Source organism: Clostridium sp. (genome assembly GCF_021372645.1).
GTDB lineage: Bacteria > Bacillota > Clostridia > Clostridiales > Clostridiaceae > Clostridium.
This window is the reverse complement of record NZ_JAJFUC010000094.1, coordinates 21,518-47,103: the sequence shown is the minus strand read 5'-3', so window position 1 is coordinate 47,103 and position 25,586 is coordinate 21,518. Positions and strand designations below refer to the sequence as shown.

Below are 25,586 nucleotides of genomic sequence, written 5' to 3'. Positions count from 1 at the left end.
AAGTTATCATTATAATTTTATTCGTATCTAAGTGCTTCAATTGGGTCAAGCTTTGCTGCCTTCTTAGCTGGATAATATCCAAAGAAAACACCAATAAACATTGAAAATCCGAAACTTATTATAATTACCCATGGTGATATTGCTGCTGAATATCCCATTGCTTTTGAACCCATTGTACCAAGTCCTACACCAAGGAGTATTCCCAGAATGCCACCTATTGAACATATTATAATTGATTCAACTATAAATTGCATTTGTATATGACTGCTCTTGGCTCCAAGTGCTTTTCTCGTTCCTATTTCTCTTGTTCTTTCAGTAACAGAAACAAGCATTATATTCATTACTCCAATTCCACCAACTAAAAGTGATATTCCAGCAATTGCAGATATAGCAATTGATATTGAACTCATCATTGATGTCCTTGATTCAAGCATACTTTCCATATTACTTGCCACAGCTTCAAACTTGCTATTTCTTGCATAAAGCGTAGATAAATAAGTTGTTACTTCAGTTGTAAATGCTTGAACATCCACACCATCCTTAGGTTTTATTGTAAATGTTTGATAATTTTTATTAGTTGCTGTTTTCTTTGCAACACTTATCGGAATATATAAATCTGTAGTTAAATTATCATCAGATGTTGTTCTACTATTACCTGACGCTTGATATTTATATACTCCAACTACAGTATATGTGAAAATAGCATTTGATGTATAAACTTTTATATCTTGACCTATAGGATCCGTATTACCAAATATTTTTACTGCTAATTTATCAGAAACTACTGCAACATTTTTTACTTCATCAATATCATTTTGTCCAAGATATCTTCCTTCTTGCATTGCTATATTCTTAACATCTTGATAGCCAACATTTGTACCCACTGTATTTATATTAGCAAATGTTGTCTCATTTTTAACTTTACCTGAAACATCGCTTTCATTCATACTTATGGAACTTATTTTATCACTAAAATTTTCTTGTAATGTGTTTATCTGATCCATAGTCATAAGATCAATATCCTTTGCCGTACTACTTGACTTACCTTGCCTGCCACCACCGCCGCCTGGTGCTCCACCACCACCAAAACTTCCACCGCCACCGACACCTGGTATTCCACCGCCACCAGCTTGTGTACCTCTGTTACCACCTTGTGCGTTACCACCGGCTTGTGTTCCTTTGTTACCAGCTTGTGAGCTGCCAGCTGAATTATTTCCACTTGTATTATTTTTACTAGTAGTACTTGTTGTGCTTTTTTCTTGAACATTAACCGTAATATTAGTAGCACCCATTGAAGACATTGAACTTGTTACAGAAGATGTCATTGCATTTCCAACTGAAACAACACCAATTACAGATGCTATACCTATTATTATTCCAAGCATTGTAAGTAACGAACGCATTTTATTAGCTCTAAGGCCTGCTATAGCAAGCAGTATATTTTCTTTTATAAACATATTTTTTCCTCTTCTCGGAATCTTCTATAATACTTTTCATTATCTGCAACTGATGTTATATTTCCGTCTCTTAAAGTTATAATTCTTTGAGTTTCTTCTGCAAGTTCATTATTGTGAGTTATAAGCACAATGGTTTTTCCTTCTTCTTCATGAATTTTATGAAATAAATCCATAACCATTCTTCCAGTTGTAGAGTCAAGAGCTCCTGTTGGTTCATCTGCAAGTATTATACTGGGATTATTTGCAAGAGCACGAGCAATTGCAACTCTTTGCTTTTGCCCTCCTGATAATTCACTAGGTTGATGAGACATTCTGTCTTTCATTCCAACAAGTTCTAGAAGCTCTTCTGCACGTTGTCTTCTATCTTTTTTATTCATACCATAATAAAGCATTGGTAATTCAACATTTTTTAAAGCTGAACTTCTTGGTATTAAATTATAGGTTTGAAATACAAATCCTATTTGCTTATTTCTTACTTCTGATAAACCATTATCTGATATTTCATCAATATTAGTACCATCTAATACATATTTTCCAGATGTTGGTCTATCAAGTGCACCTATAATATTCATCAAAGTACTTTTTCCAGAACCCGATGTTCCAATAATAGATACAAATTCCCCTTCTTTTACTGTAATGTCAATCCCTTTTAAAATATTTAATTCATTTGGAGTTCCTATATAAAAGCTTTTAATAATATTTTTCATTTCTATTATATTATTACTCAAAAAATTCACCTCCCTACTTATTTTGTTTCCTACTTGGTGTTGCATCACTTATTGCTACATTACTTCCAACTGAATAACTTGATGGATCACTAAGTATAATCATCCCATCCGAAAGATCTGCACCCTCAATTTCAACATTAGCAGCTGATTCTATACCTTTAGTTACAGGAATTTCTTTAACAATATATTGTGTACCTTGTTTTACTGCAGCATATACTGAACTTTCTCCCTTATTCTTAACCACTGCTCCATATGGTACTGAGTATATGTCATTCTTTTCATCTGTAATAATGTTTACTACGGAATTCATACCTATTTTTACCTTATCATTTTTACCTGTTAGTTGCACTTTAACATTAAATGTTACATCACTACTTGTTGAATTACTAGTAGTACTAGTAGTAGTTTTGCTACTACCACTGCTGCTACTAGTACTACTAGTACTTGCACTAGCTGTACTAGAAACCGGTTCAGCACTTACAACTTCACCCGCAATAATATCTGCGCCTGATGCATCTGTTGTTATTTCAGCTCTTTGTCCAACTTTTACCTTGGCAATATCTGTTTCATCAACACTTACATTTACTATTAAATTATTTAAATCTTGAATTACGAATAGTGCCCCACTAGCTTGTACACCTACTACTGCATTTACATTAGTTATTGTTCCATCAACCGGAGCTACTACTTCACGATTTTTTAATTCTGCTTGCTTATTTTCTAATTGAAGTCTAGCACTTTTATCATTAGCACTTGCCTGTGCAGTTTCATAAGCAGTTTTTGCTTCAGCTAGACTTTGATTAGTAGTAACCTTTGTAGCTTCTAATGCAACAGTTGCTTTGTCAGAAGTACTTTGTGCATTCTCAACAGCTATTTCTGCTTTGTTCACTGCATCTTGTGACATTGCTCCATTTGCAAGCATTGCTTTATCATATTCATAAGTTTTAGTTTTATCTTCTAAATCAAGTTTTGCTGTATCAACAGCTTTTTCTGCATTTATTATGTCTGTATTCAAATTATTATCATATAAATATTGTAAATTGTCATATTTTTGCTTTGCAGTATTTACTGCTAAACTAGCTTTTGCTTCATTAGCAGTAACACTTTGAGTTGACTGAGCAATGTCTTCTTCCAAAGTTGTAGTATCTATTGTTGCTAATACATCTCCTTTTTTCACTACATCTCCAACCTCTACCTTGATGCTTTCAACATTATATGAAAAGTTTGAATACACATTTGTAGAATCTCCACTTTTTATAGCCCCTGAAGAACTAATGGCAGTTGAAATATTTGTTTTCTTAAGGGTAGTATACTTAACATTACTTTGTGTTGTATTCGCTTTTTTAGCAAATTTAACTTTGTAGATTGTAAATCCTAAAGCTATAACAAGTAATACACATATTACACTTATTATCTTTTTATTTAGGAACTTTTTAGTTATAATTCCTTTATTGGTAATTTCTTTGTTCTCTGAACTTTTCTTGTTAAATAATAGCTTCAATTTAATATCCTTCTTTCATTTGAATATAACGTAAATAATTTACATAAAGCGTATTTTTGCTTGCATTAAAAGTAGAACTATCATTATCTAAAGCAAGTTTTGCATCATCTACTTCTTTTTTAGATGCAAAGCCATAATCATATTTTGTTTGTATAGTTTGATACTCTTTTTGCTTTTGAATTATCTCATCATAGCTACTCTTTATGGAATTGTAAGAATTCATAAGGATATTATATTGTCCCTTAAAGCTTGCCTCTGCATCACTCATTTTTTGCTTTAACAAAATTTGATTATTGTCTGTATTATACTGATCAATAGTGTCCGTATAGTCAGTAGTAGTAGTTTCTGCATCTATTTGATCATTTAATTTATCAATTGCTATATTTTGAAGTTGTATGTCTACATTATTATCTAACATTTTTGCTAAATCATCATTATAGTTAATTTTTGAAATCTTTGCAAAGTCTTCGTTTATATCTGTATTGAATGTTACTTTTTCTCCAGATGAAATTCCTAAAGTAGTATATAAATTTGTTTTTGCAAGTTCTTCTGCATCCTTTGATTCATTATATTTATTAATTGAGTCGGTATTGTTTTGTAATGAAGAAGTATATTCATTTTTAGAAATAAATCCATAGTCATATTTAAGCTTGGATACTTGTACTACTTTTTCTTGAGACTTTACAGTATCCTCATTTAATTGTTCATCAGACAAATAAGATAAATACTTTATATAATCTTGTTGTGCTTGATAAACTGCCTTTTCTACCTTTTGTTCATATTCAATATTAGCTGATCTCAAGTTATATTTAAGTGTTGTTAAATTATTTTGAGCATTTTCTAAAGCTGACGTAGCAGAAGTTAGTGCTGTTTTAAACTTTATCTGATCAGTAGCATTTAATCCATCAGCTGCTAGGGTAAAATTGTCATAATTATCTTGTGCAGTTTTTTCAGCAGCTTCTAAATCAGGAATGGTTACATCTTTAGCGTTCTCATATTCTTCTTTTGCTAGTTGTTGATTATTATAGTATACTTTCATATCCAAATTATTTTCACTCATGATATCTCTTATGTTGTCTAAAGATACTTTAATGGTGTTGTCAGTTGTAGCTACAGTGTTGTCAGTTGTAGCTGCTTGTACACTAAATATATTTGCTAAAGATATGTTTGCTACCATTAAAGTCATAATTAAAGAACTTATAAATGCTTTTTTCAATTTTGTCTCCTCCTCAATTTGCCATTATAAATTTTTTTGTTTAAATGTAATTTTATTTCTGTTTTTAGTATAATAGTTAATTATAACCTTCCTATAAAACAAATATAAACAAAATATAAACTTATGTTAAATTTTTGTTAAATTTTTACCCCGTAATTTATATTTTTGCTCTATAAATTTCATATAAATATCCAAGTTCTAAATTACGCTTATACTTTGGATATATAACCAAAACCAGAAATAAAGGTCATGCTTTTGTGCAGTGTTACATCAAAAGATTTTGATGGCTGTGCTTCTTAAGTAGAGAACTCAAATCTATGATTTGGTGTGAATCACTTACTCAGCGAGTGAATAAGATTCGAGTTTCCTTTATTATAAGCACCCAGAAAAATCTTCAGTAACCGGAACAATTGCATGCCCTTTATTTCAGCGGGTTATACGCATTAGTGTAGTTTTTACTTTTGTTATCTATATATTAAATCTATATCCAGCTCCCCACACAGTTTCAATATACTCAGGATTGCTGCTATCTAACTCAATTTTTTCTCTTATTCTATTAATATGTACCGTGACAGTTGAACTATCACCGAAAGATTCTTCTCCCCAAATTCGATCTAATAGCTTCTCCTTAGAAAAAACAATATTCGGATTTGATGCTAAGAACATCAATAATTCAAATTCTTTATTGGCAAACTTAACCTCCTCTTCTCCAATATAAACTCGTCTTGCCTTAAGTAGAATTTTAATTCTTCCAATAGTTATTGAGCTTCGTTCAATATTATTATCTTTTTCTATGTTTGTAAGACGTTCATAACGGGATATATGTGCATTTACTCGTGCTACAAGTTCGCTGGGACTAAATGGTTTTACAATGTAATCATCTGCTCCAATTCCAAGTCCTTGTATCTTATAAATATCTTCTTTTTTAGCAGTAACAATTAAAATTGGAATTTCCTTAACAGCTCTTATTTCCTCACATACCTTAAATCCATCTTTGCCTGGTAGCATTACATCTAATAATATTAAATCAAATTTTTTATTTAATGCAAGTTCTAATCCTTCAGTTCCTGTACTTGCAATTTCAGTTTGAAAACCAGATACTTCAAGATAATCTTGTTCTAATTCAGCAATGCTTTGATCATCTTCTATAATAAGTATACTTTTCACTTAAATTCCTCCTTTTTGTTTTAAAAATCAATATTGTAATATTCATACTATATAAAATTTTTATCAAAAACTTTTGGAAGAGTTATCTTAATTGTAAGCCCCTTCATATTATAAGCTACGATCTCCCCTCCATGGGCTTCTACAATATTCTTTGCTATAGCGAGTCCAAGTCCACTTCCTTCATTAGGATTTGTCCTTGAAGCATCACCTCTATAAAAACTTACAAACAAATTAGAAATTTCTTCTTCCATTACACCTTTTCCATTATCATTAAGTTCTAAAACTACATAATCTTCTTCTTCATATAAATTAATTTTGATTTTACCTTTACAATCACCCTTATATTTAACACTATTTTCTACTATATTCAAAAGAACTCTATTCATTTCCTGACAATCTATTTTTACTCTACATAAATCGTCACATTTACTATAGAAAAAAAGCTCAACATCTTTTCCATAAAACTCGTCTTTTACATAATTATAAAATCTTTCCATATATTCCTTTATATTTACTATGTCAAATTTAAATGGGAAATTACCTGTATCCAATTTTGAAAATAAAAATAACCTATCTACAAGTATATCCATGTCGCATGCTTTAGTATAAATTGTATTTAGATATTTTTTTTGTTTTTCAGGTGTTTTGGCTATGCCATCTATTAATCCTTCTACATATCCTTTAATTGCTGTGAGTGGAGTTCTTAAATCATGAGATATTCCAACTACCAATTGCTTTCTGTCTTCCTCATATTTTAATTGAGAATCAACAGAATCTTTTAACCTTAATCTCATTTCATCAAAATCACCGCAAACTTGCCTAAACTCATCGTCACTATCATAATTCATTTTAAAATCAAGATTACCATTTTTAATCTGTTCAGCTCCGTAACTTAAAAGTTCAAGAGGAACAATTAATTTCTTGTAAATTTTAGTTGATAGTATACCATTAGTTAAAGTAACCACAATAAGCGAAATAATAAATACTATAATTATATAGCTCATCATAAAACTCGCCATTTCATGTTTCATATCAATCCTTGTAGGTTTATACGATGAATTAATTGCAATAATATTTACAATTTTATTTTCCTTTATAAAACTATTTTTAACTAAAGAAGTTGAATTCATCTCAAGTACTAAAGAATTGGACTTAAAAAGCATATCATCTCCTATTTTAGAAATAGCATCTTTGTCTTCATCTGTAATATTAGATGAAATTATTTCTCCATCGTATGTAATTACTAAATGATATCCTTTAGGTCCAAGAAAATTCTGTAACTCCACTGGTAACTTAGCAAAATCATCTTTGTTATCAAATCTCTTCATATCAGGTCTTAAGCTCTGCTGAATAAAATAAGCATATTGATCGCTCTCTCTTTTACTTTCGAATTTACTTTCATATGCCTTAGAAAATGGTATATTCATTATGCCAGCAATAATAAATATAATTACTATAGGTACTAAAAGCATAAGAATATTTGATATTGTAAGCCTCTTTTTTATTCTCATATTATTTTCTCAACCAATGTTTTATCAACAATTAAATCTGCCAAATCAATTTTTTTAGGACTAACAAGTAAAGAATAATCTCTAATCCATATGTTTCCATCTACAATTCTGCATTCTTCTAATTTTTCAGTGGGATTTTCATCATAAACTTCTTCTAATTCTTTAGTTTTAGTAAGAACAACAATTCTCCTGCAGGGTTCTTCTGCTTCATCATAAATATTAAAGAAACTATTGTATGAATCAAAGCTTTTTACTGATGTAACTACTTTTAAACATAAATTATATTTCTTTGAAGCTTCTATTGCATTTATATATTTTTTATCCATCTCATTATCTCTCCATATTCCTTAAAGTTTTATTATTAACAAAATATTTAACCTCACGTTGTATTTCTTTCACAAAATGTCTTCCTAATTATATAAACTCTAATTTAAATATAAGGTTTTTATTAATAAAAACTTTATTATAAATTAGTTACTCTATTTTAGTAGCAACTCTAGCTTTAAGGTCTTCTACTTCTTCTTCGTTAAGTTCTCTCCATTTTCCAATCTTTATTCCAGAAATACTTATATTCATAATTCTAATTCTTTCAAGTTTTATAACCTTATATCCTAAAGCCCCACTCATCTTTCGAATTTGTTTATTAAGACCTTGGGTCAATATTATTCTAAATGTATTTTCATTAATTCTACTAACTTTACAGGGTCTTGTTCTAACAAAGTTCTTCTTATTAGCTTTGTTTTTCTTTAATTCTGTTAATTGTACCTTATTTAACTTATCAAAATTCTCTTTTCCCAAATTAAGTTCATTGTCATTTTCATTCTTGTATACACCCAATGTATCTGATATTCTCTTAATCCCAGAACTTTCATTCCCTGCAATTTCAACTCCCTCAGCCATTTTTCCAAGAAACTCATCATCAAAAGTTTTATGAACCGTAACTATATATTCCTTTTCATGAATATTTTCTGATTCTAAAATTTCATTAGCTAAATTTCCATCATTAGTCATAATTATAAGGCCTTGAGATTCCTTATCTAGCCTACCAACTGGAAATATATACTGAGGATATTTCATAAAATCAATTATATTATCCTTAACTTTATCTTCTGCCGTACAAGTAATTCCAACTGGTTTATTAAGTGCAATATAAACTCTTTTCTGTACTGAAATAGGTTTATTATCAAGAAGAATTTTATCCTTTTCTATTTCCACCCATTGTCCTAAAACGCAAAACGCCTCATTTACTTTAACTCTTTTTTCCTCAATTAGCCTATTAGTTTCTTTTCTAGAACAAATTCCATAGTTACTAAAAAGTTTATTTATTCTCATTCTAAAAACTTATCCTTTCATATAAATATCATCAAAAAATAACTCGTCACAATGTAATATATATTTTGTTATTATTTTTCTCAAATTTCAATGTTAATTTTTTGTATTAACTGTTTATTTATCAAACAGCAAACTCTTTACAATTGCAAAAGCCTCTCTAGTATATGTTACAGGAATCAAGTACCACACTGTAGCACTAGAATAATTATCAAAATTCACATATCCATTTCTCTTTGCTAAAATACTACTTCTAAATGCATGAAAATCCGTTGTTATTATCTTAACATTAACTTCATCCAATGATTTATGACTATGTTCTTCTATTTTTTCCTTAGAATACTTAAAGTTTTGATTAGTATTTCTAGATTCATCTTCAATTATTATTCTTTCCTTATCTACACCACAGTCCTGTAAATACTTACTCATGACATGAGATTCTGGTAAATCCTCATCTATCCCTTGCCCTCCAGATAAAACAATATATCCAGTATCATTTTTCTCTAGACACTTTATTGCTGCATAAAGTCTCCCTTGAAGTATTAAACTAGGAGTTGTTTTATTACTAAGTCCAGCTCCTAATACAAGAATATAATCATCCTTATTTTCATTATGCTTAGGATAACTTATTATTACAGATTCTATTACCAAGAAACATATAAATCCAATACATAAAAACATCTTTATAAACTTAAATTCTTTAGACAGAAACTTACCTTCATTTATTTTATTCTTAACAAAATGATATGATATTAATATAATACCTAAAATTACAATTGGCAAACTAAATGCAAGTCTTGCACTACTCATAATATTTATAGCTATTATATATAAAATTAATACTATTCCTAATGCAATGTCCCAAAATTTTCTCAAACTTCATTTCCCCTTATTAATTTATTTCTATAGACACCATATATATAAATAAATTAAGATTAAATCCCTAATGTAAAGATTTAATCTTGAAAGCAAATACCTTAATTTTCTTTTATCCATATAGCATAAGACCCATCAAAAACTCTAAAAGTTCCACATCCATTCTCATCAATAATAATTCTATCCTTAGACTGCTTGGTAGCATCCTTCCACACTTCTCCTCTATGATGGAATCCAACGTACATTCTTTTTGCACCACCATAGCTAACTGTAATCACTGCTGCCATTCCAGAATTTTCATGTTCATCGGCACCTTCTCTAGTCCATCCTATAATAGACTCATTATCCATATAATCATGTTGTGTTCCATAAGCATAATTTTTTCTTACTTTTAGGATTATATCTAATTCATCCTTTATTCCGTCAAAATTCATTTCTGGTATTCCATAATAATCTCCGTAAAAAACACATGGATATCCTTCTTTTCTTGTTAAAATAAATGTATAAGCTAATGGTTTAAACCAAGGTTGTACCCATGATTCTAAGGATTGTCCAAGTTGTGTATCATGATTATCAACAAAGGTAACTGCTTTATCTGGATTGACATTTAAAAAAGTGTTCTCTGTTAATGTTCGCATATCAAAGAATCCAAATGAATTGCTAGCACTATGAAAATTAAAATGAAGTGGTGCATCGAATAAACTCATGGAGTTTCCACACTTATCCATATAATATTCAAGACTATTAACATTATGAGTCCAATATTCTCCTACTGCAAAAAGATTCTTTTTACTATATTTCCTCACATTTTCAAGCCATTCATAAAAAAAATTAAACCTAATATGCTTTATGGCATCTAATCTAAACCCATCTATATTAGTCTGCTCTAAATACCATTCTCCCCACCTTTTGAGTTCGTTAATCACATGAGGACTATCCATATCTAAATCTGCAAACATTAAAAAATCATAATTTCCATTTTCAAGGTCTACATCCTTTTCCCACTCTTTTCCTTCAAATTTAAATATGCCGTGTTCTTTTGTAATATCATCAAAATCCACACCATCAAAATCATTTGCAGTCCACTTATATTCAGAATATTTATTTCCTCTACCCGGAAAATTAAAAATTGTATGAGCTCTAATATCTCTTTTATCTCCTACAAACTCATTTCTATTGTAATTTGCTACAGGTCTTGCAGATACAATCTCAGACTCATCTGCACCTCCCTTATGATTAAATACTACATCTCCATAAATCTTTATATTATTTTTATGTGCTTCATCTATAGCTTTTAAATATTCATCCTTTGTACCATATTTTGTTCTAACTGTGCCTTTTTGATCAAATTCTCCCAAATCATATAAGTCATATAGTCCATATCCAGCATCATAAATCCCATCAGCAGCCTTACAAGCTGGTGGCAGCCATAGAGCTGTAATTCCTACATCACTTAACTCCTTGGAGTTTTCTTTAACCTTATTCCAAAGAGAACCATCACATGGATAATACCATTCAAAATATTGCATCATTGTTTCATTCATATTCTCTTTATTAATATCGTTTAAATTTATCTCTTCATTTTCTATTGAATCACTTTTATAACAATCATCTATTTTTTGTTTTTTCTGCTCTACTTTTTCCTCTTTATTATTTTCTCCAACCTCATTATCTTCAAAATTATTTTCTATATTTAAGTCATTATTATCTGATATATTTTTTTCTGAATTCTTCTCTAACTCCACATTTTTTGCATCATCCTTTGAAAGTAACTCTTTATATCTTAATATCCCATCTTTGAAGATATCATCTATCCTTAATTCCTGAAGTTTTAATTTAATAGCCTTACTAATTCTACTCATCTCTACCTCCACATAAAGTGACAATGCCATCTTTTTAATTTACAGTTGATAATTGTGGTACAATTTCTTTTGGAAATTGAATTATAAATAACTTAATCTTAGTAATTCCTTTAAATTATACCACATTTTTCTACAAATGTTATATCACTAAAATATAGATTTCCACGGTGAGAATCATATTTATGCGTATAATCTACCGAAAAAAGGATAATCTGATATTTAAAATTTATCAGATTATCCTTTTTTCATTTATTTTATTAATTATATATATATTCAATACTTAACACATTAATATGTATCTAATCGAGAAAGTAAATACTTATTCTTATTTATTATTCAATAATTCACCTATTTCTTTATTAGTGAATTCATATTTCTTGTTACAGAAGTTACATACTACTTCTTCTGTTTTTTCATCATCATATATTTCTTTAAGAGTTTCTTTCCCAACAGATATTAATGCTTTTTCAACTCTTTCCCTAGAGCAATCACACTTATATTCTGGTTTAAGAGAATCTAATATTTTTAAATCCATTCCATCAAAAATATATTCTAAGACCTCTTCTATAGTTTTTCCTTCACTTATCAAAGTAGTTATCGGTGGAATTTCTTCCAATCTATATGTTATAACATCTGCAAGAAGCTCATCTGCCCCTGGCATCATTTGAACTATAAAACCTCCAGCAGCTTTTATAGATAAATCTTTATCAACTAGTACACCAAGTGATACTGCTGATGGTGTTTGTTCTGATACTGTAAAGTAATATGCAAAATCATCTCCTATTTCTCCTGTTTGTATTGGAACTTGTCCAACATATGGATCTTTTAATCCTAAATCTTTTATTACATATAAAATTCCGTCTTTTCCTATAGCTCCACCAACATCTAATTTTCCTTTTTCATTAAGTGGTCTATCAATATATGGATTTCCTATAAAGCCTTTAACAGTCGCATCATTATGAGCAGTTACAGTTATTCCCTTTGCTTCTCCATTACCATCTATCTTTAAAGTTATAACTTCTTTTTCACTTTTCAATGTTGTTCCTATTAATGCTCCAGCAGTTATCATTCTTCCAAAACTGGCAGCTGCTACTGGTGTACATTCATGTATACTAGTACCTTCATTTACTAAATTAGTTGTAATTCCTGCAATTATTCTAACCATTCCATCTTTAGCCGTTGCTCTGATTATTTTATCATCCATTATCATTTCATCTCCTATTTACATTTTAATTTAAATGTATCTTAATACTCAAAATCAAAATAAATTTTTTACACTATTTTCTTACTACATAAAGTATTCTCTCACTATTTTCGTCTACTTTTTTCTCAGAATACCCTGCAAATTTTTTAAGAAGTTTAAAGCCACATTGCTCTAAAACTTGTTCTATATATGTTTCTTTATATGCCCTTTCAAAATGCTCTTCTTCAAATTTTTCATAAAGTCCATTATCTTGTTTTACAAAAAAAGTTAAGAACATATTTAATACTTCTTCTTCAAAAGAATTTTCCCATGTATAAAAAATTTCATCTGAGCTATATGTATAAATATTATTTCCAATGACTGTAGAAAGTTTATAATATGAATTTATATCAAAAATAAATATTCCATCTTCTTTTAAATGTTCATACACCTTTTTGAAATAATTAAACAAATCTTCATCCTCTATTATATAATTAGTCGAATCAAGCACAGAAGTTATAAGATTAAATTTCTTATTTAAGCTTAATTCACGCATATCTTGACATATTACTTTTGCTTTAATTTTATTCTTCTTAAACTTATCGAAGGCAATATTTAACATATCATCTGATAAATCTACTGCATATGTGTTTTTAAAGTATTTTGCTACCTTAATTGCAACATTACCTGTTCCACATGCTAAATCTAAATAATCTTCGAAACTTATACTGTTTTCGGTATATAAATCTATAATCTTTTCTGCAACTTTATCATAATTAATATCTTCATATATTAATTCATCATATATATTTGCAAATTCTCTATATGCCATTTAATTTATCACGTCCTTAACTTTAGTGTACTAATTCATCTAATATATTATATCGTAATTATTTACTTAGTCAATTAGTAAGCACCCTTAACAGTCTTTATTTAAGGTAGTTTTTTTTTCGTTTAGCCATAAGTCCTCCTATTCGTCCAGTTTCCTCAGCAGATAATTCACCCCATCCTTGTTTATTAACCTTATCAGCTAATCCCAGCTCTTCTGCAATTTCATACTTAATTTCTTCTCTCATTTTTTCAGCTTCTGTAAGTTCTTTATTAGCTTTGATTTTTGACTTTATCACTTTTTTTATACGATCACTACTCATTTTTAATTCCTCCAATTTCAAATGTATTAGTACTATTATTTCCTGCTATTTTATTACTATTCTATGAAATTATATTTTTCTAAAAATTAAGACTTCATTATTTCTAAATATCTGCATAACTATGCATAAATCTTTATCATATTCTCAATTAATGGAATATATTAAAGTAATGAATAGATTTTTTCAACTTATTTACCCTATTGACTTGATATTTATTTAATATTTAACTATAGTATTTGTATATATTAAAATATATATAATTAAATTTAGGAGGGATTATTGTGTATAATATTGCAATAGTTGGGGCTACTGGAAATGTAGGAAGAAAGTTTTTAGAAATCTTAAAAGAAAGAAATTTTCCAGTAAAAAATTTGTATCTTTTCGCATCAAAGAGATCAGAAGGTAGTACTTTATCATTTAAAGGGAAGGATTATTTAGTTGAAGAAACTTGCGAAAAAAATATAAAAGATAAAAAAATAGATTATGCACTATTTTCAGCTGGAGGAGATGCAAGTAAAGAATTTGCACCTGTTTTTGCACAGTATGGGGCTGTAGTAATTGATAATAGTAGTACTTGGAGAATGGATCCTGAGGTGCCACTTGTAGTACCTGAAGTTAATCCAGAAGACATTAAGCTTCATAAAGGAATAATTGCAAATCCAAATTGTTCAACAATTCAAGCAATGCCTATAATGAAAGCTTTAAATGATAAATATGGAATAAAGAGAATTGTTTATTCTACTTATCAAGCAGTTTCAGGAGCAGGTGTACAAGGTATTAAAGATTTAGAAGATGGCATTAAAGGTATTGCACCTAAAAAATTCCCTTATCCTATAGCTGGTAATGTATTACCTCATATAGATGTTTTTTTAGAAAATGGTTACACTAAAGAAGAAGAAAAAATGATTAAAGAAACAAGAAAAATACTTCATGAACCAGACTTAAGAGTAACAGCAACAACTGCAAGAGTTGCTGTACTTAACAGCCATAGTGAAAGTATAAATGTAGAACTTAATTCTGAATTTGATATAAAAGATATTTTTGAATTATTAGGAAACACTCAAGGTGTAACTGTATATGATAATGTTGAGGAATTAAAATATCCAACTGCACTTGAAGTTACAGGTAAAGACGATGTCTATGTTGGAAGAATAAGAAGAGACTTTAGCGTAGATAATGGTCTAAACTTATGGGTTGTTGGTGATAACATAAGAAAAGGAGCAGCACTTAACGCTATTCAAATTGCAGAATTGATAATAAAAAACAATAAATAGCTTATAATAATTTGTTGGAGGAATCTAAATGTCAATATTTCAGGGTTCAGCTGTAGCTATAGTTACCCCTTTTAATGACAATGGAGTTCATTTTGAAAAACTTAAAGCTCTACTTGAATGGCATGTAAAAGAAGGTACTGATGCCATTGTTATTTGTGGCACTACAGGTGAAGCTACTACAATGACAGAAAAAGAGAAGAAAGATACAATTAAATTTACAGTTGATGTAATTAACAAAAGAATCCCTGTAATCGCAGGGACTGGTTCAAACAATACTGTTTCTGCTATTTCAATGAGTAAATATGCAGAAAGTGTTGGGGTAGATGGGCTTCTTGTTATTACTCCATATTATAACAAAACTACTCAAAATGGTTTGGTAAAACATTTTAAAGCTATAAATGATGAAGTTAGTACACCTATAATACTTTATAATGTTCCTGGAAGGACTGGAATTAATATTACCCCTAAAACTTTAGTTAAACTTGCAGAACTAAGCAATGTTGTTGCTATAAAAGAAGCTAGTGGAAATATCAGTCAAATAGTTCAAATGAGAGCATTATGCAGAGATTCTGTTGATATTTATTCTGGTAATGATGATCAAATAGTTTCTATACTATCTCTTGGTGGAAAGGGAGTTATCTCTGTTTTAGCTAATATAATTCCAAGTAAAGTTCATGAAATAGCTCAGAAATGTTTAAATAATAATTATAAAGAAGCTTTAGATATTCAGTTAGATACCTTATCTTTAGCAAACGCTTTATTTATAGAAGCAAATCCAATCCCAATTAAAACAGCCATGAATCTTATGGGACTTGAAGTTGGCCCCTTAAGACTTCCTCTTTGTGAAATGGATAGTAACAACGAAGAAATATTAAAAGCTGCTTTAATAGATAATAAATTGATGTAAGGTGATAAGATGATTAAAATAGTATTAAATGGCTGCTCAGGTAAAATGGGTAAAATGATTACGGAATGTGCTACTAAATTTAAGGGTGTAGAAATAATTGCTGGAATTGATAAATTTCCTAGCATTTCATCATACCCTATCTTTGAAAGTTTAAAAGATTTAAATGTTGACTATGATGTTTTACTAGATTTTTCAAGAGCTGATGCTCTTCACAGTCTATTAGAATTAACTGAAAAAAATAACAAACCATTAGTAATCTGTTCAACTGGATTTTCACAGGAAGATTTAGCTTTAATAGATGAGAAAAGTAAATCTCTTAAGTTATTTAGATCAGGTAATATGTCGCTTGGAATTAATTTAATAAGCTCTCTTTTAAAGAAAATAACTCCACTTCTTTATGGAAATTATGATATAGAAATAGTTGAAAAGCATCATAACCAAAAAGTAGATGCACCTAGTGGTACTGCAATAATGCTTGCTGATGCTATAAAAGATTCTATAAAAGATTCCACTAAATATGTATATGGAAGAGAAGGTAATTCTAAAAGAGAAGAAAATGAAATTGGTATCCATGCAGTTAGAGGTGGCTCTATTATAGGAGACCACGAAGTTATTTTTGCTGGAACTGGTGAAGTAATAGAATTAACTCATAAAGCAATATCAAGAGAAGTTTTCGCAATTGGTGCTTTAAAAGCCTGTGAATATATGGCTACTGTAACTAAATCAGGACTATATGACATGAATGATGTTATAGTACTTAGATAATATTACTATAGCATAAAAAAGCAGAAGGATATTTTTGTCTCTTCTGCTTTTTTGTTATATGGTGAAATACTATTCAATTAGTTCTTTAATTAACTGTTCTAATTGAATTATATATTCTAAATTATTCTTTAATATAAGAACAACAATAATCTGCTACTTCTTTTACAACTAAACTAAACTTAGAATTTGCTGGAACTGAAAAAGCTTCTCCTTCTTTATATGTAACAAACTTATCTGAACCTGGTAATTTAACATCCATTGATCCACCTAAAATCTCCATCACTTCTTTATCTCCTGTACCAAATTCATAATCACCTGGCAACATTATTCCTAAAGTTTTTCTTTCACCATCTTCAAATATGACTGTTCTACTAGTAACCTTTCCATCAAAATACACATTTGCTTTTTTTACTGCTGTAACATTTTTAAATTCACTCATTGTAAGTCCTCCTATTTATAACTTTATTTTAATATAGACATCCAAAGTCAAAGCTATAATTATATATTAAAATATAATTTTATTTAATTGAGAAGTTGGGTATCTATGTTAATTAACAATTTGGAAAATTAAATTTTAAAAAGTTCTCAAGTCTATCAAATGCTTCCTTTAAAATTTCATCAGAATAACAATATGATATTCTCATATATCCTTCTCCTAAATCACCAAAGGCTGTACCTGGTACGCAAGCTAGTTTTCCTTCATTTAATAATTTCTCACAAAAATCTTCTGAAAGCATATTAAATTTTTTAATTGAAGGGAAGATATAAAATGCTCCCTTAGGCTCTGCAACTTCTAAATTAAGTTGTTTTAATCTATTCATGCAATAATCTTTTCTTTTTTCAAAAGATTTTTTCATATCTTCAACATCACCAAGTGAATTTTTCAATCCTTCAAGTGCACCATATTGAGCTATTGATGGAGCACAAGATACTGCATATTGATGTACCTTGATTATTTCTCTCATATACTTCTCACTACATGCTACATATCCAATTCTAAGCCCTGTCATAGAAAATATTTTTGAAAATCCACTTACATATATAATTTTATCTTTTATTTCACTTACTTGAGCTACTGAATAATAATCATCAAAAATTATAGCTGAATACATTTCATCAGTTATTACTATAATATCTCTTTCTTTTATTAATTCAACAAGCTCATCTCTTTGCTTTCTAGACAAAATTGCACCTGTAGGATTTGAAGGAAAAGATAACATTAAATATTTTATATCTTCTTTTTCCAATTTTTCTTTTATTTCATCTATATTCAAGGTGAAATCTTCATTTAAACCATAATTTACAACTTCTGCTCCTATCATTATTGAAATATTTTCATAAGCTGGATAAGCTGGTCCTGGTATTAAAATCTTATCACCTTCATTCATTAAAGCAAATAATACTGAATACAATCCTTCACTACCGCCAACTGTTATACACACTTCCTCCTTATTATACTCAATATGGAAGGTTTTTAGATATTTACAAATCTCGTCTCTAAGCTCATCTATACCTGCATTTGATGTATATGTTGTTTTATTGCTTTTAATAGCATTAATCATCCCTTCTGATATGTTTAATGGCACACAGAAATCTGGTTGCCCAAGCGTTAATGAAATTGCTCCATCTACCTTTTTAACCTTTTCTGCAAATCTTCTTATCCCTGAAATCTGTATTTTTTCAACTTGTTTATTCATACTTATAATGCCTCCTATATTTAATAACCTTTATTTATAGATACCAAAGCTTTTTTATTAACTATTCACAATGATGATACAATTTCTAATGTCATTTAATTATTTTATATAGAAATACCCTAGCATTTTATATTTGGTTTCTTGAACTTTCTCTATGATCTTGTTTCTCAATTGTTAATTATGCATTGTAGGTATCTATACTGTAATATAAATTCATTTTACAACATTATGAATATTCATTCAAACTATTTGTATTTTTTTGCGTATTCCTCTTTTAATTGTGTTCAATCTTTATTATAATAATGTAGATCGCTAAAATAATGGAAAGGGTGATATAATGTCATATAATTTAACGGATCCTTACGAAATCGCTAGATTCATTAAGGAGTCAAAAAAATCAACTCCAGTGAAAGTTTATGTTAATGGGGATTTAAGCAATGCTGAAATGAATGATGTAGAATGGTATGGTACTAATGGATTTTATATACTAATGGGAGAATCTGATTCTATAACTAAAATAGTATTAGATAATAAACACCTTATTAAACACTTTAGAATAGAAAATGATAGAAGAAATTCTGCCGTTCCTATGTTAGATTTACTTGAAGTAGATGCTAGAATTGAACCAGGTGCTATCATAAGAGACAAAGTTATCATTGGTAAAAATGCTATAGTAATGATGGGTGCTGTAATTAACATTGGAGCTGAAATCGGCGATGGAACTATGATTGATATGAATGCAGTAGTTGGAGCTCGTGGACAATTAGGTAAGAATGTTCATCTAGGTGCTGGTGCTGTTGTTGCTGGAGTACTGGAACCACCAAGTAAAGAACCTTGCATGATTGGTGATAATGCTTTAATTGGTGCCAATTCTGTAATCCTTGAAGGAGTTAAGATTGGTGCTGGTTCTGTTGTTGCTGCTGGTTCTGTTGTTACTGAAGATGTTCCAGAGAACGTTGTTGTTGCTGGTTCACCTGCTAAAATAATTAAATCAGTAGATGAAAAAACAAAAGATAAAACTCAAATTTTAGACGATTTAAGAAAATAGAAAATATTTTTAGCTTATAATCTATAACTTACATAATGAATCTAAAAAACAAAAGGTTTCAATAAATTTATAATTTATTGAAACCTTTTGTTTTAAATATTTGATAAATAAACATTAATTATTGACCAATATAGATTGTTCTAAAGCTATTAACTATCTTAATGATGTATTATACTGCACCTTCTTCTCCTGCTATCTCCTCTTTTGGAGCTCTTTCCATTTTTGAAATTGAAACCTCATATGCAATTTTTCTTATTACTTCACTATCTGATACCTTTTTTTGGTATTCCCTACTTTGAAGTCTTCCCCAAACCTTAATATTATCACCAACACTTAATGTTTGACAGAATCTTGAGTTTCTTCCCCATGCAATAGTTGGGATATAATCTGATTTATTATAAGCTCTATTTACAGCTAGCAACACATCAGCAATTTCACGACCAAAAGGTGTTGTCCTATAAATAGGTTCCTTACAGATATATCCATCTAAGAATATTTCATTAGGATTTTTACTTCTTTCCATGCATGGTTCAATGTTTCTTGCAAAAACAGTAAGTATAAGTTTATTAGATCCATCTATAAACTTATTGTAAGATCTAAGTTGTCCTTCTACAATTACGTCTATTCCCACCTCTAATTTAATATCACTAAGCAATCTTTCTGAAACAGTAATATTTAATGTATCTACTGAGTCGCTTAATCTCATTACATCTAAATCAAAAGTATAGAACCCCTCTCCATACATTTCATGACTAAACTCTAATCCAGATGTTACTTTACCTTCAAGGTAAATCTTGTTATTTAGCATTAAATTATCCATTTGTAATCCCTCTCTCCACCGGAAATTATTTTATTTTGTGTAATATATGCTCCCACTAGCATATATTACCATTATAATACAAAAACTAGTTTATTTTCAATAAATATTAATTATTTTTATATTGAATGCCTTGCTTGTCTACACTATAGTTTTCAAAAGATATCATTTCGCCTACAGTTTTAAACTCATATCCCTTTTCTTTTAGTTCTTTTATAATCCTATCTATATTACTAGGAGTATACTTTGCATTATGAAAAAGAATAATAGAACCTGGCTTAACATTTTTCATTACCCTATTATATTCTGTTTCAGCTGATAGCTCCTTCCAATCAACAGAATCAACATCCCATTGTATAGTCATATATCCTAAGTTTCTTACTTTCAAAAAAGCATCTTTATTGTAATCCCCACTTGGAAATCTAAATAATTTAGGTTTTTCACCTGTATATTTTTCAATTATTTCATTAGTTTTTTCTATCTCCTCCTTCATTTTATTTGCTCCAATTTTGGTAAAGCTCGGATGCTTATAACTATGATTTCCTATTTCATGCCCCCTTTCTTTTATTAACTTCAACTTATTTACATTATCTTCACTATAATTAACCCATCCACCCATTATGAAGAATGTTCCTTTTACATTATATTTTTCTAATATGTTTAATATTACTTCTAGATTATCTTTTTCTGTCCAATTTACATCAAAAGTTAAGCTAACTACTTTCTCATTTGTATCAACACGATAAATAGGTTCTTCTTCATCAATATTCCCCATAACTTGAGTAGTTCTATTAATACCGATAGACAGAAATATTAAAAAAAATATTAAAATTAAATCTACCCATATCCTCTTTTTCTTCCATGCCACTTTTTATACTCCTTATAATCTTGTATTTCATAATAAAACTATATTCATTCCAAATTCTTTTATGCTATGTAAAGAAACTTTGCATAGCATAAATATTAGTAACATTATAATATAATTACATATTCTTTTATTAGTTGCTATTCACTAAAAAACATTTTATGTTATAATAAAAATAGATTTTCATTAGTTATGGAGGTATTTATGTACGAAAATTCATCAGAACTCGCAGAAAACAAGTTATTAATGTTATATGTATTAAGATCAATAAAAGAGCCAATATCAAATACTCAGCTTACTGAAATAATTCTTGAAAATAACTTTATGAATTATTTTACATTCCAACAATATTTGGCTGAGCTCGAGGAATCTAAATTTGTTGAATATCATGAATCTAACGATAAAAAATTACTGATGCTTACAGAAAAGGGCGATAATGTTCTTTCTTTATTTAAAGATAGAATATCCCCCTCAAAAATATCTATTATTGATGAATATATAAAAGAAAAAATAGGATCTATAAAAAAGGAATTAACTATACACGCTGACTATACTCTTGGTAATAGTGATAATAGCTTTATAGTTGATCTTAAGGCCATAGAAGATCAAGCTTTATTAATGGAACTAAAATTATCAGTTCCTACGAAAAAACAAGCAACTTCAATTTGTAATAGATGGAAGGATAATCCATCTGATATATACACTAATATAATTAATATATTAATTAATTAATGCTTTCAACTAAAGTCATAGCATTAGGCTCACAGCCTATTGGTATGGCTTTTATTTTTTTATTTTCTACTCCTACTATATTTAATATTCCATTTAAGTAATCTCCAACAAATATATTTTCCTTAACCTTTACTATTCCTCTTGGCATTCCACCAATAATTATTTTATTTTCTTCCTTAATATCTTTTAAATTTATAATACTTATAGATCCATCACATAAATTTGAAACATATAAATAATTATCCTCTTCAAATAAATCTACAGGAGACAATCCAACCTTAACCTTATTAATTAGTTCTAAAGTTTTTAAATCAATAATTCCTACACTTCCTTTTCTATCATAGCCAAGGTAACTCATACATACATATAAGTATTTTTTATTTTTAGATATATTTATTTTTGTAGGAGTGTTTTCTACCTTAATTCTTTTTATTTCCTTATTATTTATATAGTCAATTACAGATATACTATCCTCACCCATATTACTTATAAATATAAGATTTTTTTCTTCAAATAATGTAATATTATGAGGAAACATCCCTGTTGGAACCTCAAAATTAACTCTGTCATTTATCATGTCATATATTATAAGTGAATTTGATTCTCCACATGAAACATATGCTATATCATCATGGGCTACTATATCATTAGGATGTGCTCCTATATATAAATTATTTTCTTCTTTAAAACTCTCGTAATTTACTAAAGAAATACTATTATTATAATTATTGGCCACTAAAATTTTATCTTTGTATAATGATAATCCATGAGGACCAAATGGACTTTCACCAGCAGATAAAAATATACTCTGATTCTTTAAATTTTCAGTATTTATCTTATTTAAACTATCTGAACCAGTATTGCATAAAACAATATAACTCATACCATTTCCCCCTTATAAGATAATCATATTACTATCTTTAATATATTCTAAAATTATATTATTGGTACAACTTATTAATTGTATTATCTTTATTTATTGACAAATTTCTTGTATAATATATTAAGCTCACCTTACGTAGGTTCGCTGAGTAATATTAACTTTTAAATTAAATTTATTATAAGGAGTGTATGTAATGTATTCATATAAAACATCAGGTGTTTGTTCATCTACAATTAACCTTGAAATTAAGGAAAATATTGTTGAAAATGTGGAATTTGTTGGAGGTTGTGCAGGAAATCTTTTAGGTATTGGTCAATTAGTAAAAGGTATGCCTGTAGATGAGGTTATTGCTAAATTAAACGGTATAGATTGTAAAAGAAAAGGTACCTCTTGTCCAGATCAACTATCAAAAGCTTTATTACAATGGAAAAAAGAGACTGTTTCAAAATAATTATAGATCCCCAAAGTGAAACCTTCACTTTGGGGATCTATATATTTATTAATGAAACTCTACTCACTGCTTTCGCTAAGTAAGTGACTCAAACAAAATCATAGATTTGGATTCTCTACTTATTGAAGATAATGTTCTCTTTCTCCTGATAACAATGATAAAGTACTTGTTATTTCTTCTATTATATCTTTATAACTTAGATAAATTTCAATATTTATATGATTATAATCATCACTTATTTCTTTTATTTTTCCATATATATATTTTCCCTTATCCATTAAATTTTTTAAGATAAGATTATTTTCTTTAGGAACATATCCAATTACATATCCATTTGTAGTTATAATTTCAATTGCGTTTGAGTCATATGCATTGTTAGGCTCTCTTTTTAAATATAACATATCATCTTCTAATAAATTATTATATATTTCACTCATATCGATGTAATTTGTTCCAGCAATATTTATATTAATTAAATATATATCTTTAACATGAGCGTCTATGTGCATATTATCATAAACTTCAACATATTTTTTTTCTTTATCATTTGTTTTAATTAATAAAGAATTAAGAGATCTTCGTATATTTCCTACCATTTCTGTACTAATGGCATCATTAATAATTTCCTTATCCAAAGAATTAAATTCTTCTCTAAATCTTTGAAGGTTTGTTGCCGCTTGAATCCTTGTCTCAATTAAAGGTGCTTTTAAAGCCTGAAGATTAATATCTTTATATTCATCTTGAAAATCTTCATACTGTGAGTATTTTATTATTATAAAAAAACAAATTTGTTCTATATCTTCATAAAGTAAATTATCTATTTTCAATTCATCTTGACCACTTAATACTTCATTCATTGGCAGTTTTTGTAACCCTATGCTAAAAGCACATTTTCTTATTGATTTATTCACTGTTGAAAATGCATACTTATATAATAATGGATTAGTGTAATCTCTATTTAAAATTGTCTTAAATTCTTTCTTTTTTAATTTATATTTTGTTTTTTCTGAACAACTTATTAAAACACTACTTTCAATTTCTAGATTTGATACTTGGTTTGTTATTATTTCGTGCCATATATCTTTCTTACAGATTTTTTTACATTTTTGAATTATGTCTTTATAATCACTATTGAATTTAAAGGAAGTAGCGCTTCTTTTTGATTTATAATCATCAATTACAATAGCTTCTATGGAATAAATAATTGAAATCACAACATATAAAGAATATATTCCTCCATTAATCTTATCAATAATTTCTAATAATTTATTGTAAACTTTTTTTCCATCTTTAATATCATCTAATCCATAATCTGAAAGTAACATACTAAATGACTTTGCTAAAACTTCAATTTCTTCTCCGTCAAATTCATTGTTTTCCAAATAATCCAGAAGATCTAATGAAAGCATACTATACGATAATAATTCTTGCACTCCCACACTGTTATCTGAACCTTTTTCTATCATCCATTTTCTTATTTCATACGTTGTTGGTCTAAGATTCATTATACAAAATACTTTGCCATACCCATTAGATTTCTTTGCCATTTCAAAAATAGTATTATTATAGCCTCCTATATATTCATAAGCCTTAATTACATAAAAAAGATAATCGTTATGAATAGAAAATACCTCTAATATATCTTCTATATTTTCTATATTACAAATTGGTGCAAGTATTAAGCCTAGCTTTATTTCTTCACTCGAATCACTATCTGTAAGAATTTTTTTTATAATATCCTTTATTTTTAAGCTCATATCTTTATTATCTTCTACTGAGTCTTTAAAAAGTTTAATAAAACTCTCATAATAATTAATAATTGGATTTAAGGTTATATATACATTTACATTATCTAATTTTTCATTATTATTAATATCATTTAATAATATTTTCATTAATTCATTAGACAATCTATTTTTTTCATAATTTTTAAAGGGACGTAATTTGTTTGTAATAATTTCAAATTCTCTTATGCCAGCTGCTTCAAAGTCTTGATAGCTATAAAGTACACCAGGGTTTCTATGATGAAACTCTTTTAAATCATAATAGATTGATTTTTCATTATAAGTCAAATTCTCTTTATCTTTCTTAACCATATAACTGTCATTACTCCTTCTCTTTAAATTAATATCTCCAATTTACAGTCGACAATTAACATATAACTAT

At 28.5% G+C, this 25,586-nt stretch carries 25 protein-coding genes; 6 read left to right on the top strand and 19 right to left on the bottom strand.

Going from position 1 to position 25,586, the window contains the following annotated elements; translation table 11 throughout:
• Positions 1 to 17 precede the first annotated feature (17 nt).
• From LLF98_RS14125 to LLF98_RS14065, 13 genes are all read right to left on the bottom strand, one after another.
• On the bottom strand, positions 18 to 1,457 hold the full coding sequence (locus LLF98_RS14125; RefSeq protein ID WP_291704691.1) for an ABC transporter permease: 1,440 nt from the start codon (positions 1,455 to 1,457) through the stop codon (positions 18 to 20).
• Complete coding sequence (locus tag LLF98_RS14120) at positions 1,448 to 2,185, bottom strand: ABC transporter ATP-binding protein (RefSeq protein ID WP_291704689.1); 738 nt, start codon at positions 2,183 to 2,185, stop codon at positions 1,448 to 1,450. The genes LLF98_RS14125 and LLF98_RS14120 overlap by 10 nt, the downstream gene beginning before the upstream one ends.
• Before the next feature lie 13 nt (positions 2,186 to 2,198).
• Positions 2,199 to 3,686 carry an efflux RND transporter periplasmic adaptor subunit gene (locus LLF98_RS14115; RefSeq protein WP_291704687.1) on the bottom strand — a complete coding sequence of 496 codons (1,488 nt, stop codon included), beginning with the start codon at positions 3,684 to 3,686 and terminating at the stop codon, positions 2,199 to 2,201.
• A gap of 1 nt (position 3,687) precedes the next feature.
• Positions 3,688 to 4,902, bottom strand: a complete 1,215-nt coding sequence (locus LLF98_RS14110) for a TolC family protein (protein ID WP_291704685.1) — start codon at positions 4,900 to 4,902, stop codon at positions 3,688 to 3,690.
• Positions 4,903 to 5,370: 468 nt separating this feature from the next.
• Positions 5,371 to 6,069 carry a response regulator transcription factor gene (locus tag LLF98_RS14105; RefSeq protein ID WP_291704683.1) on the bottom strand — a complete coding sequence of 233 codons (699 nt, stop codon included), beginning with the start codon at positions 6,067 to 6,069 and terminating at the stop codon, positions 5,371 to 5,373.
• 47 nt (positions 6,070 to 6,116) lie between these two features.
• The gene (locus LLF98_RS14100) at positions 6,117 to 7,580 is read right to left on the bottom strand and encodes a HAMP domain-containing sensor histidine kinase (RefSeq protein ID WP_291704682.1); all 1,464 of its coding nucleotides are present in this window, start codon (positions 7,578 to 7,580) and stop codon (positions 6,117 to 6,119) included.
• Complete coding sequence (locus LLF98_RS14095; RefSeq protein WP_291704680.1) at positions 7,577 to 7,906, bottom strand: hypothetical protein; 330 nt, start codon at positions 7,904 to 7,906, stop codon at positions 7,577 to 7,579. The genes LLF98_RS14100 and LLF98_RS14095 overlap by 4 nt, the downstream gene beginning before the upstream one ends.
• A 148-nt stretch (positions 7,907 to 8,054) precedes the next feature.
• On the bottom strand, positions 8,055 to 8,912 hold the full coding sequence (locus LLF98_RS14090) for a pseudouridine synthase (protein ID WP_291704678.1): 858 nt from the start codon (positions 8,910 to 8,912) through the stop codon (positions 8,055 to 8,057).
• A 114-nt stretch (positions 8,913 to 9,026) separates the two neighbouring features.
• Positions 9,027 to 9,785: a YdcF family protein gene (locus LLF98_RS14085; protein ID WP_291704676.1), complete on the bottom strand. Its 759-nt coding sequence runs from the start codon at positions 9,783 to 9,785 to the stop codon at positions 9,027 to 9,029.
• A gap of 101 nt (positions 9,786 to 9,886) precedes the next feature.
• Complete coding sequence (locus tag LLF98_RS14080; protein WP_291704674.1) at positions 9,887 to 11,647, bottom strand: alpha-amylase; 1,761 nt, start codon at positions 11,645 to 11,647, stop codon at positions 9,887 to 9,889.
• A 325-nt stretch (positions 11,648 to 11,972) separates the two neighbouring features.
• Complete coding sequence (gene hslO, locus LLF98_RS14075) at positions 11,973 to 12,851, bottom strand: Hsp33 family molecular chaperone HslO (protein ID WP_291704672.1); 879 nt, start codon at positions 12,849 to 12,851, stop codon at positions 11,973 to 11,975.
• 73 nt (positions 12,852 to 12,924) lie between these two features.
• Positions 12,925 to 13,662 carry a class I SAM-dependent methyltransferase gene (locus LLF98_RS14070; RefSeq protein ID WP_291704670.1) on the bottom strand — a complete coding sequence of 246 codons (738 nt, stop codon included), beginning with the start codon at positions 13,660 to 13,662 and terminating at the stop codon, positions 12,925 to 12,927.
• A 97-nt stretch (positions 13,663 to 13,759) separates the two neighbouring features.
• Positions 13,760 to 13,981, bottom strand: a complete 222-nt coding sequence (locus tag LLF98_RS14065) for a small, acid-soluble spore protein, alpha/beta type (RefSeq protein WP_291704668.1) — start codon at positions 13,979 to 13,981, stop codon at positions 13,760 to 13,762.
• Positions 13,982 to 14,262: 281 nt separating this feature from the next.
• Here LLF98_RS14065 and LLF98_RS14060 point away from each other — a divergent pair, with 281 nt between their 5' ends.
• The 3 genes from LLF98_RS14060 to dapB are packed head-to-tail and all read left to right on the top strand — an operon-like array spanning position 14,263 to position 16,927.
• Positions 14,263 to 15,255 carry an aspartate-semialdehyde dehydrogenase gene (locus tag LLF98_RS14060; RefSeq protein ID WP_291704666.1) on the top strand — a complete coding sequence of 331 codons (993 nt, stop codon included), beginning with the start codon at positions 14,263 to 14,265 and terminating at the stop codon, positions 15,253 to 15,255.
• Positions 15,256 to 15,283: 28 nt separating this feature from the next.
• Entirely contained in the window at positions 15,284 to 16,162 is an 879-nt protein-coding gene (dapA, locus tag LLF98_RS14055; RefSeq protein WP_291704664.1) for a 4-hydroxy-tetrahydrodipicolinate synthase, read from the top strand.
• Positions 16,163 to 16,171: 9 nt separating this feature from the next.
• A complete protein-coding gene (dapB, locus tag LLF98_RS14050; protein ID WP_291704662.1) occupies positions 16,172 to 16,927 on the top strand; it encodes a 4-hydroxy-tetrahydrodipicolinate reductase in 756 nt (251 codons plus the stop codon).
• A 121-nt stretch (positions 16,928 to 17,048) separates the two neighbouring features.
• On the opposite strand, the gene LLF98_RS14045 is transcribed toward dapB, so the two are convergent.
• Positions 17,049 to 17,366, bottom strand: coding sequence for a pyrimidine/purine nucleoside phosphorylase (locus LLF98_RS14045; RefSeq protein ID WP_291704659.1), 318 nt, complete (start codon positions 17,364 to 17,366; stop codon positions 17,049 to 17,051).
• 112 nt (positions 17,367 to 17,478) lie between these two features.
• Positions 17,479 to 18,624, bottom strand: coding sequence for an aminotransferase class I/II-fold pyridoxal phosphate-dependent enzyme (locus LLF98_RS14040; protein WP_291704657.1), 1,146 nt, complete (start codon positions 18,622 to 18,624; stop codon positions 17,479 to 17,481).
• A 337-nt stretch (positions 18,625 to 18,961) separates the two neighbouring features.
• On the opposite strand from LLF98_RS14040, the gene dapD reads away from it, so the two are divergent.
• Positions 18,962 to 19,672 (top strand): 2,3,4,5-tetrahydropyridine-2,6-dicarboxylate N-acetyltransferase, encoded by a 711-nt coding sequence (gene dapD / locus LLF98_RS14035; RefSeq protein ID WP_291704655.1) that lies wholly within the window; start codon positions 18,962 to 18,964, stop codon positions 19,670 to 19,672.
• Positions 19,673 to 19,841: 169 nt separating this feature from the next.
• Here the strand turns inward: dapD and LLF98_RS14030 are convergent, their stop codons facing one another.
• Both LLF98_RS14030 and LLF98_RS14025 read right to left on the bottom strand, forming a co-directional pair.
• Positions 19,842 to 20,492 carry a single-stranded DNA-binding protein gene (locus LLF98_RS14030; protein ID WP_291704653.1) on the bottom strand — a complete coding sequence of 217 codons (651 nt, stop codon included), beginning with the start codon at positions 20,490 to 20,492 and terminating at the stop codon, positions 19,842 to 19,844.
• A 106-nt stretch (positions 20,493 to 20,598) separates the two neighbouring features.
• A complete protein-coding gene (locus LLF98_RS14025) occupies positions 20,599 to 21,357 on the bottom strand; it encodes a polysaccharide deacetylase family protein (RefSeq protein ID WP_291704651.1) in 759 nt (252 codons plus the stop codon).
• A 201-nt stretch (positions 21,358 to 21,558) separates the two neighbouring features.
• On the opposite strand from LLF98_RS14025, the gene LLF98_RS14020 reads away from it, so the two are divergent.
• Positions 21,559 to 22,086 carry a DUF4364 family protein gene (locus tag LLF98_RS14020; protein WP_291704649.1) on the top strand — a complete coding sequence of 176 codons (528 nt, stop codon included), beginning with the start codon at positions 21,559 to 21,561 and terminating at the stop codon, positions 22,084 to 22,086.
• On the opposite strand, the gene LLF98_RS14015 is transcribed toward LLF98_RS14020, so the two are convergent.
• A complete protein-coding gene (locus LLF98_RS14015) occupies positions 22,079 to 22,969 on the bottom strand; it encodes a YncE family protein (RefSeq protein ID WP_291704646.1) in 891 nt (296 codons plus the stop codon). The two genes, LLF98_RS14020 and LLF98_RS14015, sit on opposite strands and share 8 nt — an antisense overlap.
• 193 nt (positions 22,970 to 23,162) lie before the next feature.
• Between LLF98_RS14015 and LLF98_RS14010 the strand changes: the two genes are divergently transcribed.
• The gene (locus tag LLF98_RS14010) at positions 23,163 to 23,420 is read left to right on the top strand and encodes a TIGR03905 family TSCPD domain-containing protein (RefSeq protein ID WP_291704644.1); all 258 of its coding nucleotides are present in this window, start codon (positions 23,163 to 23,165) and stop codon (positions 23,418 to 23,420) included.
• Positions 23,421 to 23,539: 119 nt separating this feature from the next.
• Here LLF98_RS14010 and LLF98_RS14005 read toward each other — a convergent pair whose 3' ends face one another.
• The gene (locus LLF98_RS14005) at positions 23,540 to 25,516 is read right to left on the bottom strand and encodes an HIRAN domain-containing protein (RefSeq protein WP_291704643.1); all 1,977 of its coding nucleotides are present in this window, start codon (positions 25,514 to 25,516) and stop codon (positions 23,540 to 23,542) included.
• Positions 25,517 to 25,586: the final 70 nt, after the last annotated feature.

Excerpts from the sequence above, each read along its gene's own strand:
- dapD (WP_291704655.1), top strand. The coding sequence starts at position 18,962 with ATGTCATATAATTTAACGGATCCTTACGAAATCGCTAGATTCATTAAG.
- LLF98_RS14070 (WP_291704670.1), bottom strand. The coding sequence starts at position 13,662 with ATGGCATATAGAGAATTTGCAAATATATATGATGAATTAATATATGAA.
- LLF98_RS14030 (WP_291704653.1), bottom strand. The coding sequence starts at position 20,492 with ATGGATAATTTAATGCTAAATAACAAGATTTACCTTGAAGGTAAAGTA.
- LLF98_RS14005 (WP_291704643.1), bottom strand. The coding sequence starts at position 25,516 with ATGGTTAAGAAAGATAAAGAGAATTTGACTTATAATGAAAAATCAATC.
- LLF98_RS14020 (WP_291704649.1), top strand. The coding sequence starts at position 21,559 with ATGTACGAAAATTCATCAGAACTCGCAGAAAACAAGTTATTAATGTTA.
- LLF98_RS14100 (WP_291704682.1), bottom strand. The coding sequence starts at position 7,580 with ATGAGAATAAAAAAGAGGCTTACAATATCAAATATTCTTATGCTTTTA.
- dapA (WP_291704664.1), top strand. The coding sequence starts at position 15,284 with ATGTCAATATTTCAGGGTTCAGCTGTAGCTATAGTTACCCCTTTTAAT.
- LLF98_RS14125 (WP_291704691.1), bottom strand. The coding sequence starts at position 1,457 with ATGTTTATAAAAGAAAATATACTGCTTGCTATAGCAGGCCTTAGAGCT.
- LLF98_RS14090 (WP_291704678.1), bottom strand. The coding sequence starts at position 8,912 with ATGAGAATAAATAAACTTTTTAGTAACTATGGAATTTGTTCTAGAAAA.
- LLF98_RS14010 (WP_291704644.1), top strand. The coding sequence starts at position 23,163 with ATGTATTCATATAAAACATCAGGTGTTTGTTCATCTACAATTAACCTT.
- LLF98_RS14080 (WP_291704674.1), bottom strand. The coding sequence starts at position 11,647 with ATGAGTAGAATTAGTAAGGCTATTAAATTAAAACTTCAGGAATTAAGG.
- hslO (WP_291704672.1), bottom strand. The coding sequence starts at position 12,851 with ATGGATGATAAAATAATCAGAGCAACGGCTAAAGATGGAATGGTTAGA.
- LLF98_RS14065 (WP_291704668.1), bottom strand. The coding sequence starts at position 13,981 with ATGAGTAGTGATCGTATAAAAAAAGTGATAAAGTCAAAAATCAAAGCT.
- LLF98_RS14040 (WP_291704657.1), bottom strand. The coding sequence starts at position 18,624 with ATGAATAAACAAGTTGAAAAAATACAGATTTCAGGGATAAGAAGATTT.
- LLF98_RS14045 (WP_291704659.1), bottom strand. The coding sequence starts at position 17,366 with ATGAGTGAATTTAAAAATGTTACAGCAGTAAAAAAAGCAAATGTGTAT.
- LLF98_RS14015 (WP_291704646.1), bottom strand. The coding sequence starts at position 22,969 with ATGAGTTATATTGTTTTATGCAATACTGGTTCAGATAGTTTAAATAAG.
- dapB (WP_291704662.1), top strand. The coding sequence starts at position 16,172 with ATGATTAAAATAGTATTAAATGGCTGCTCAGGTAAAATGGGTAAAATG.
- LLF98_RS14095 (WP_291704680.1), bottom strand. The coding sequence starts at position 7,906 with ATGGATAAAAAATATATAAATGCAATAGAAGCTTCAAAGAAATATAAT.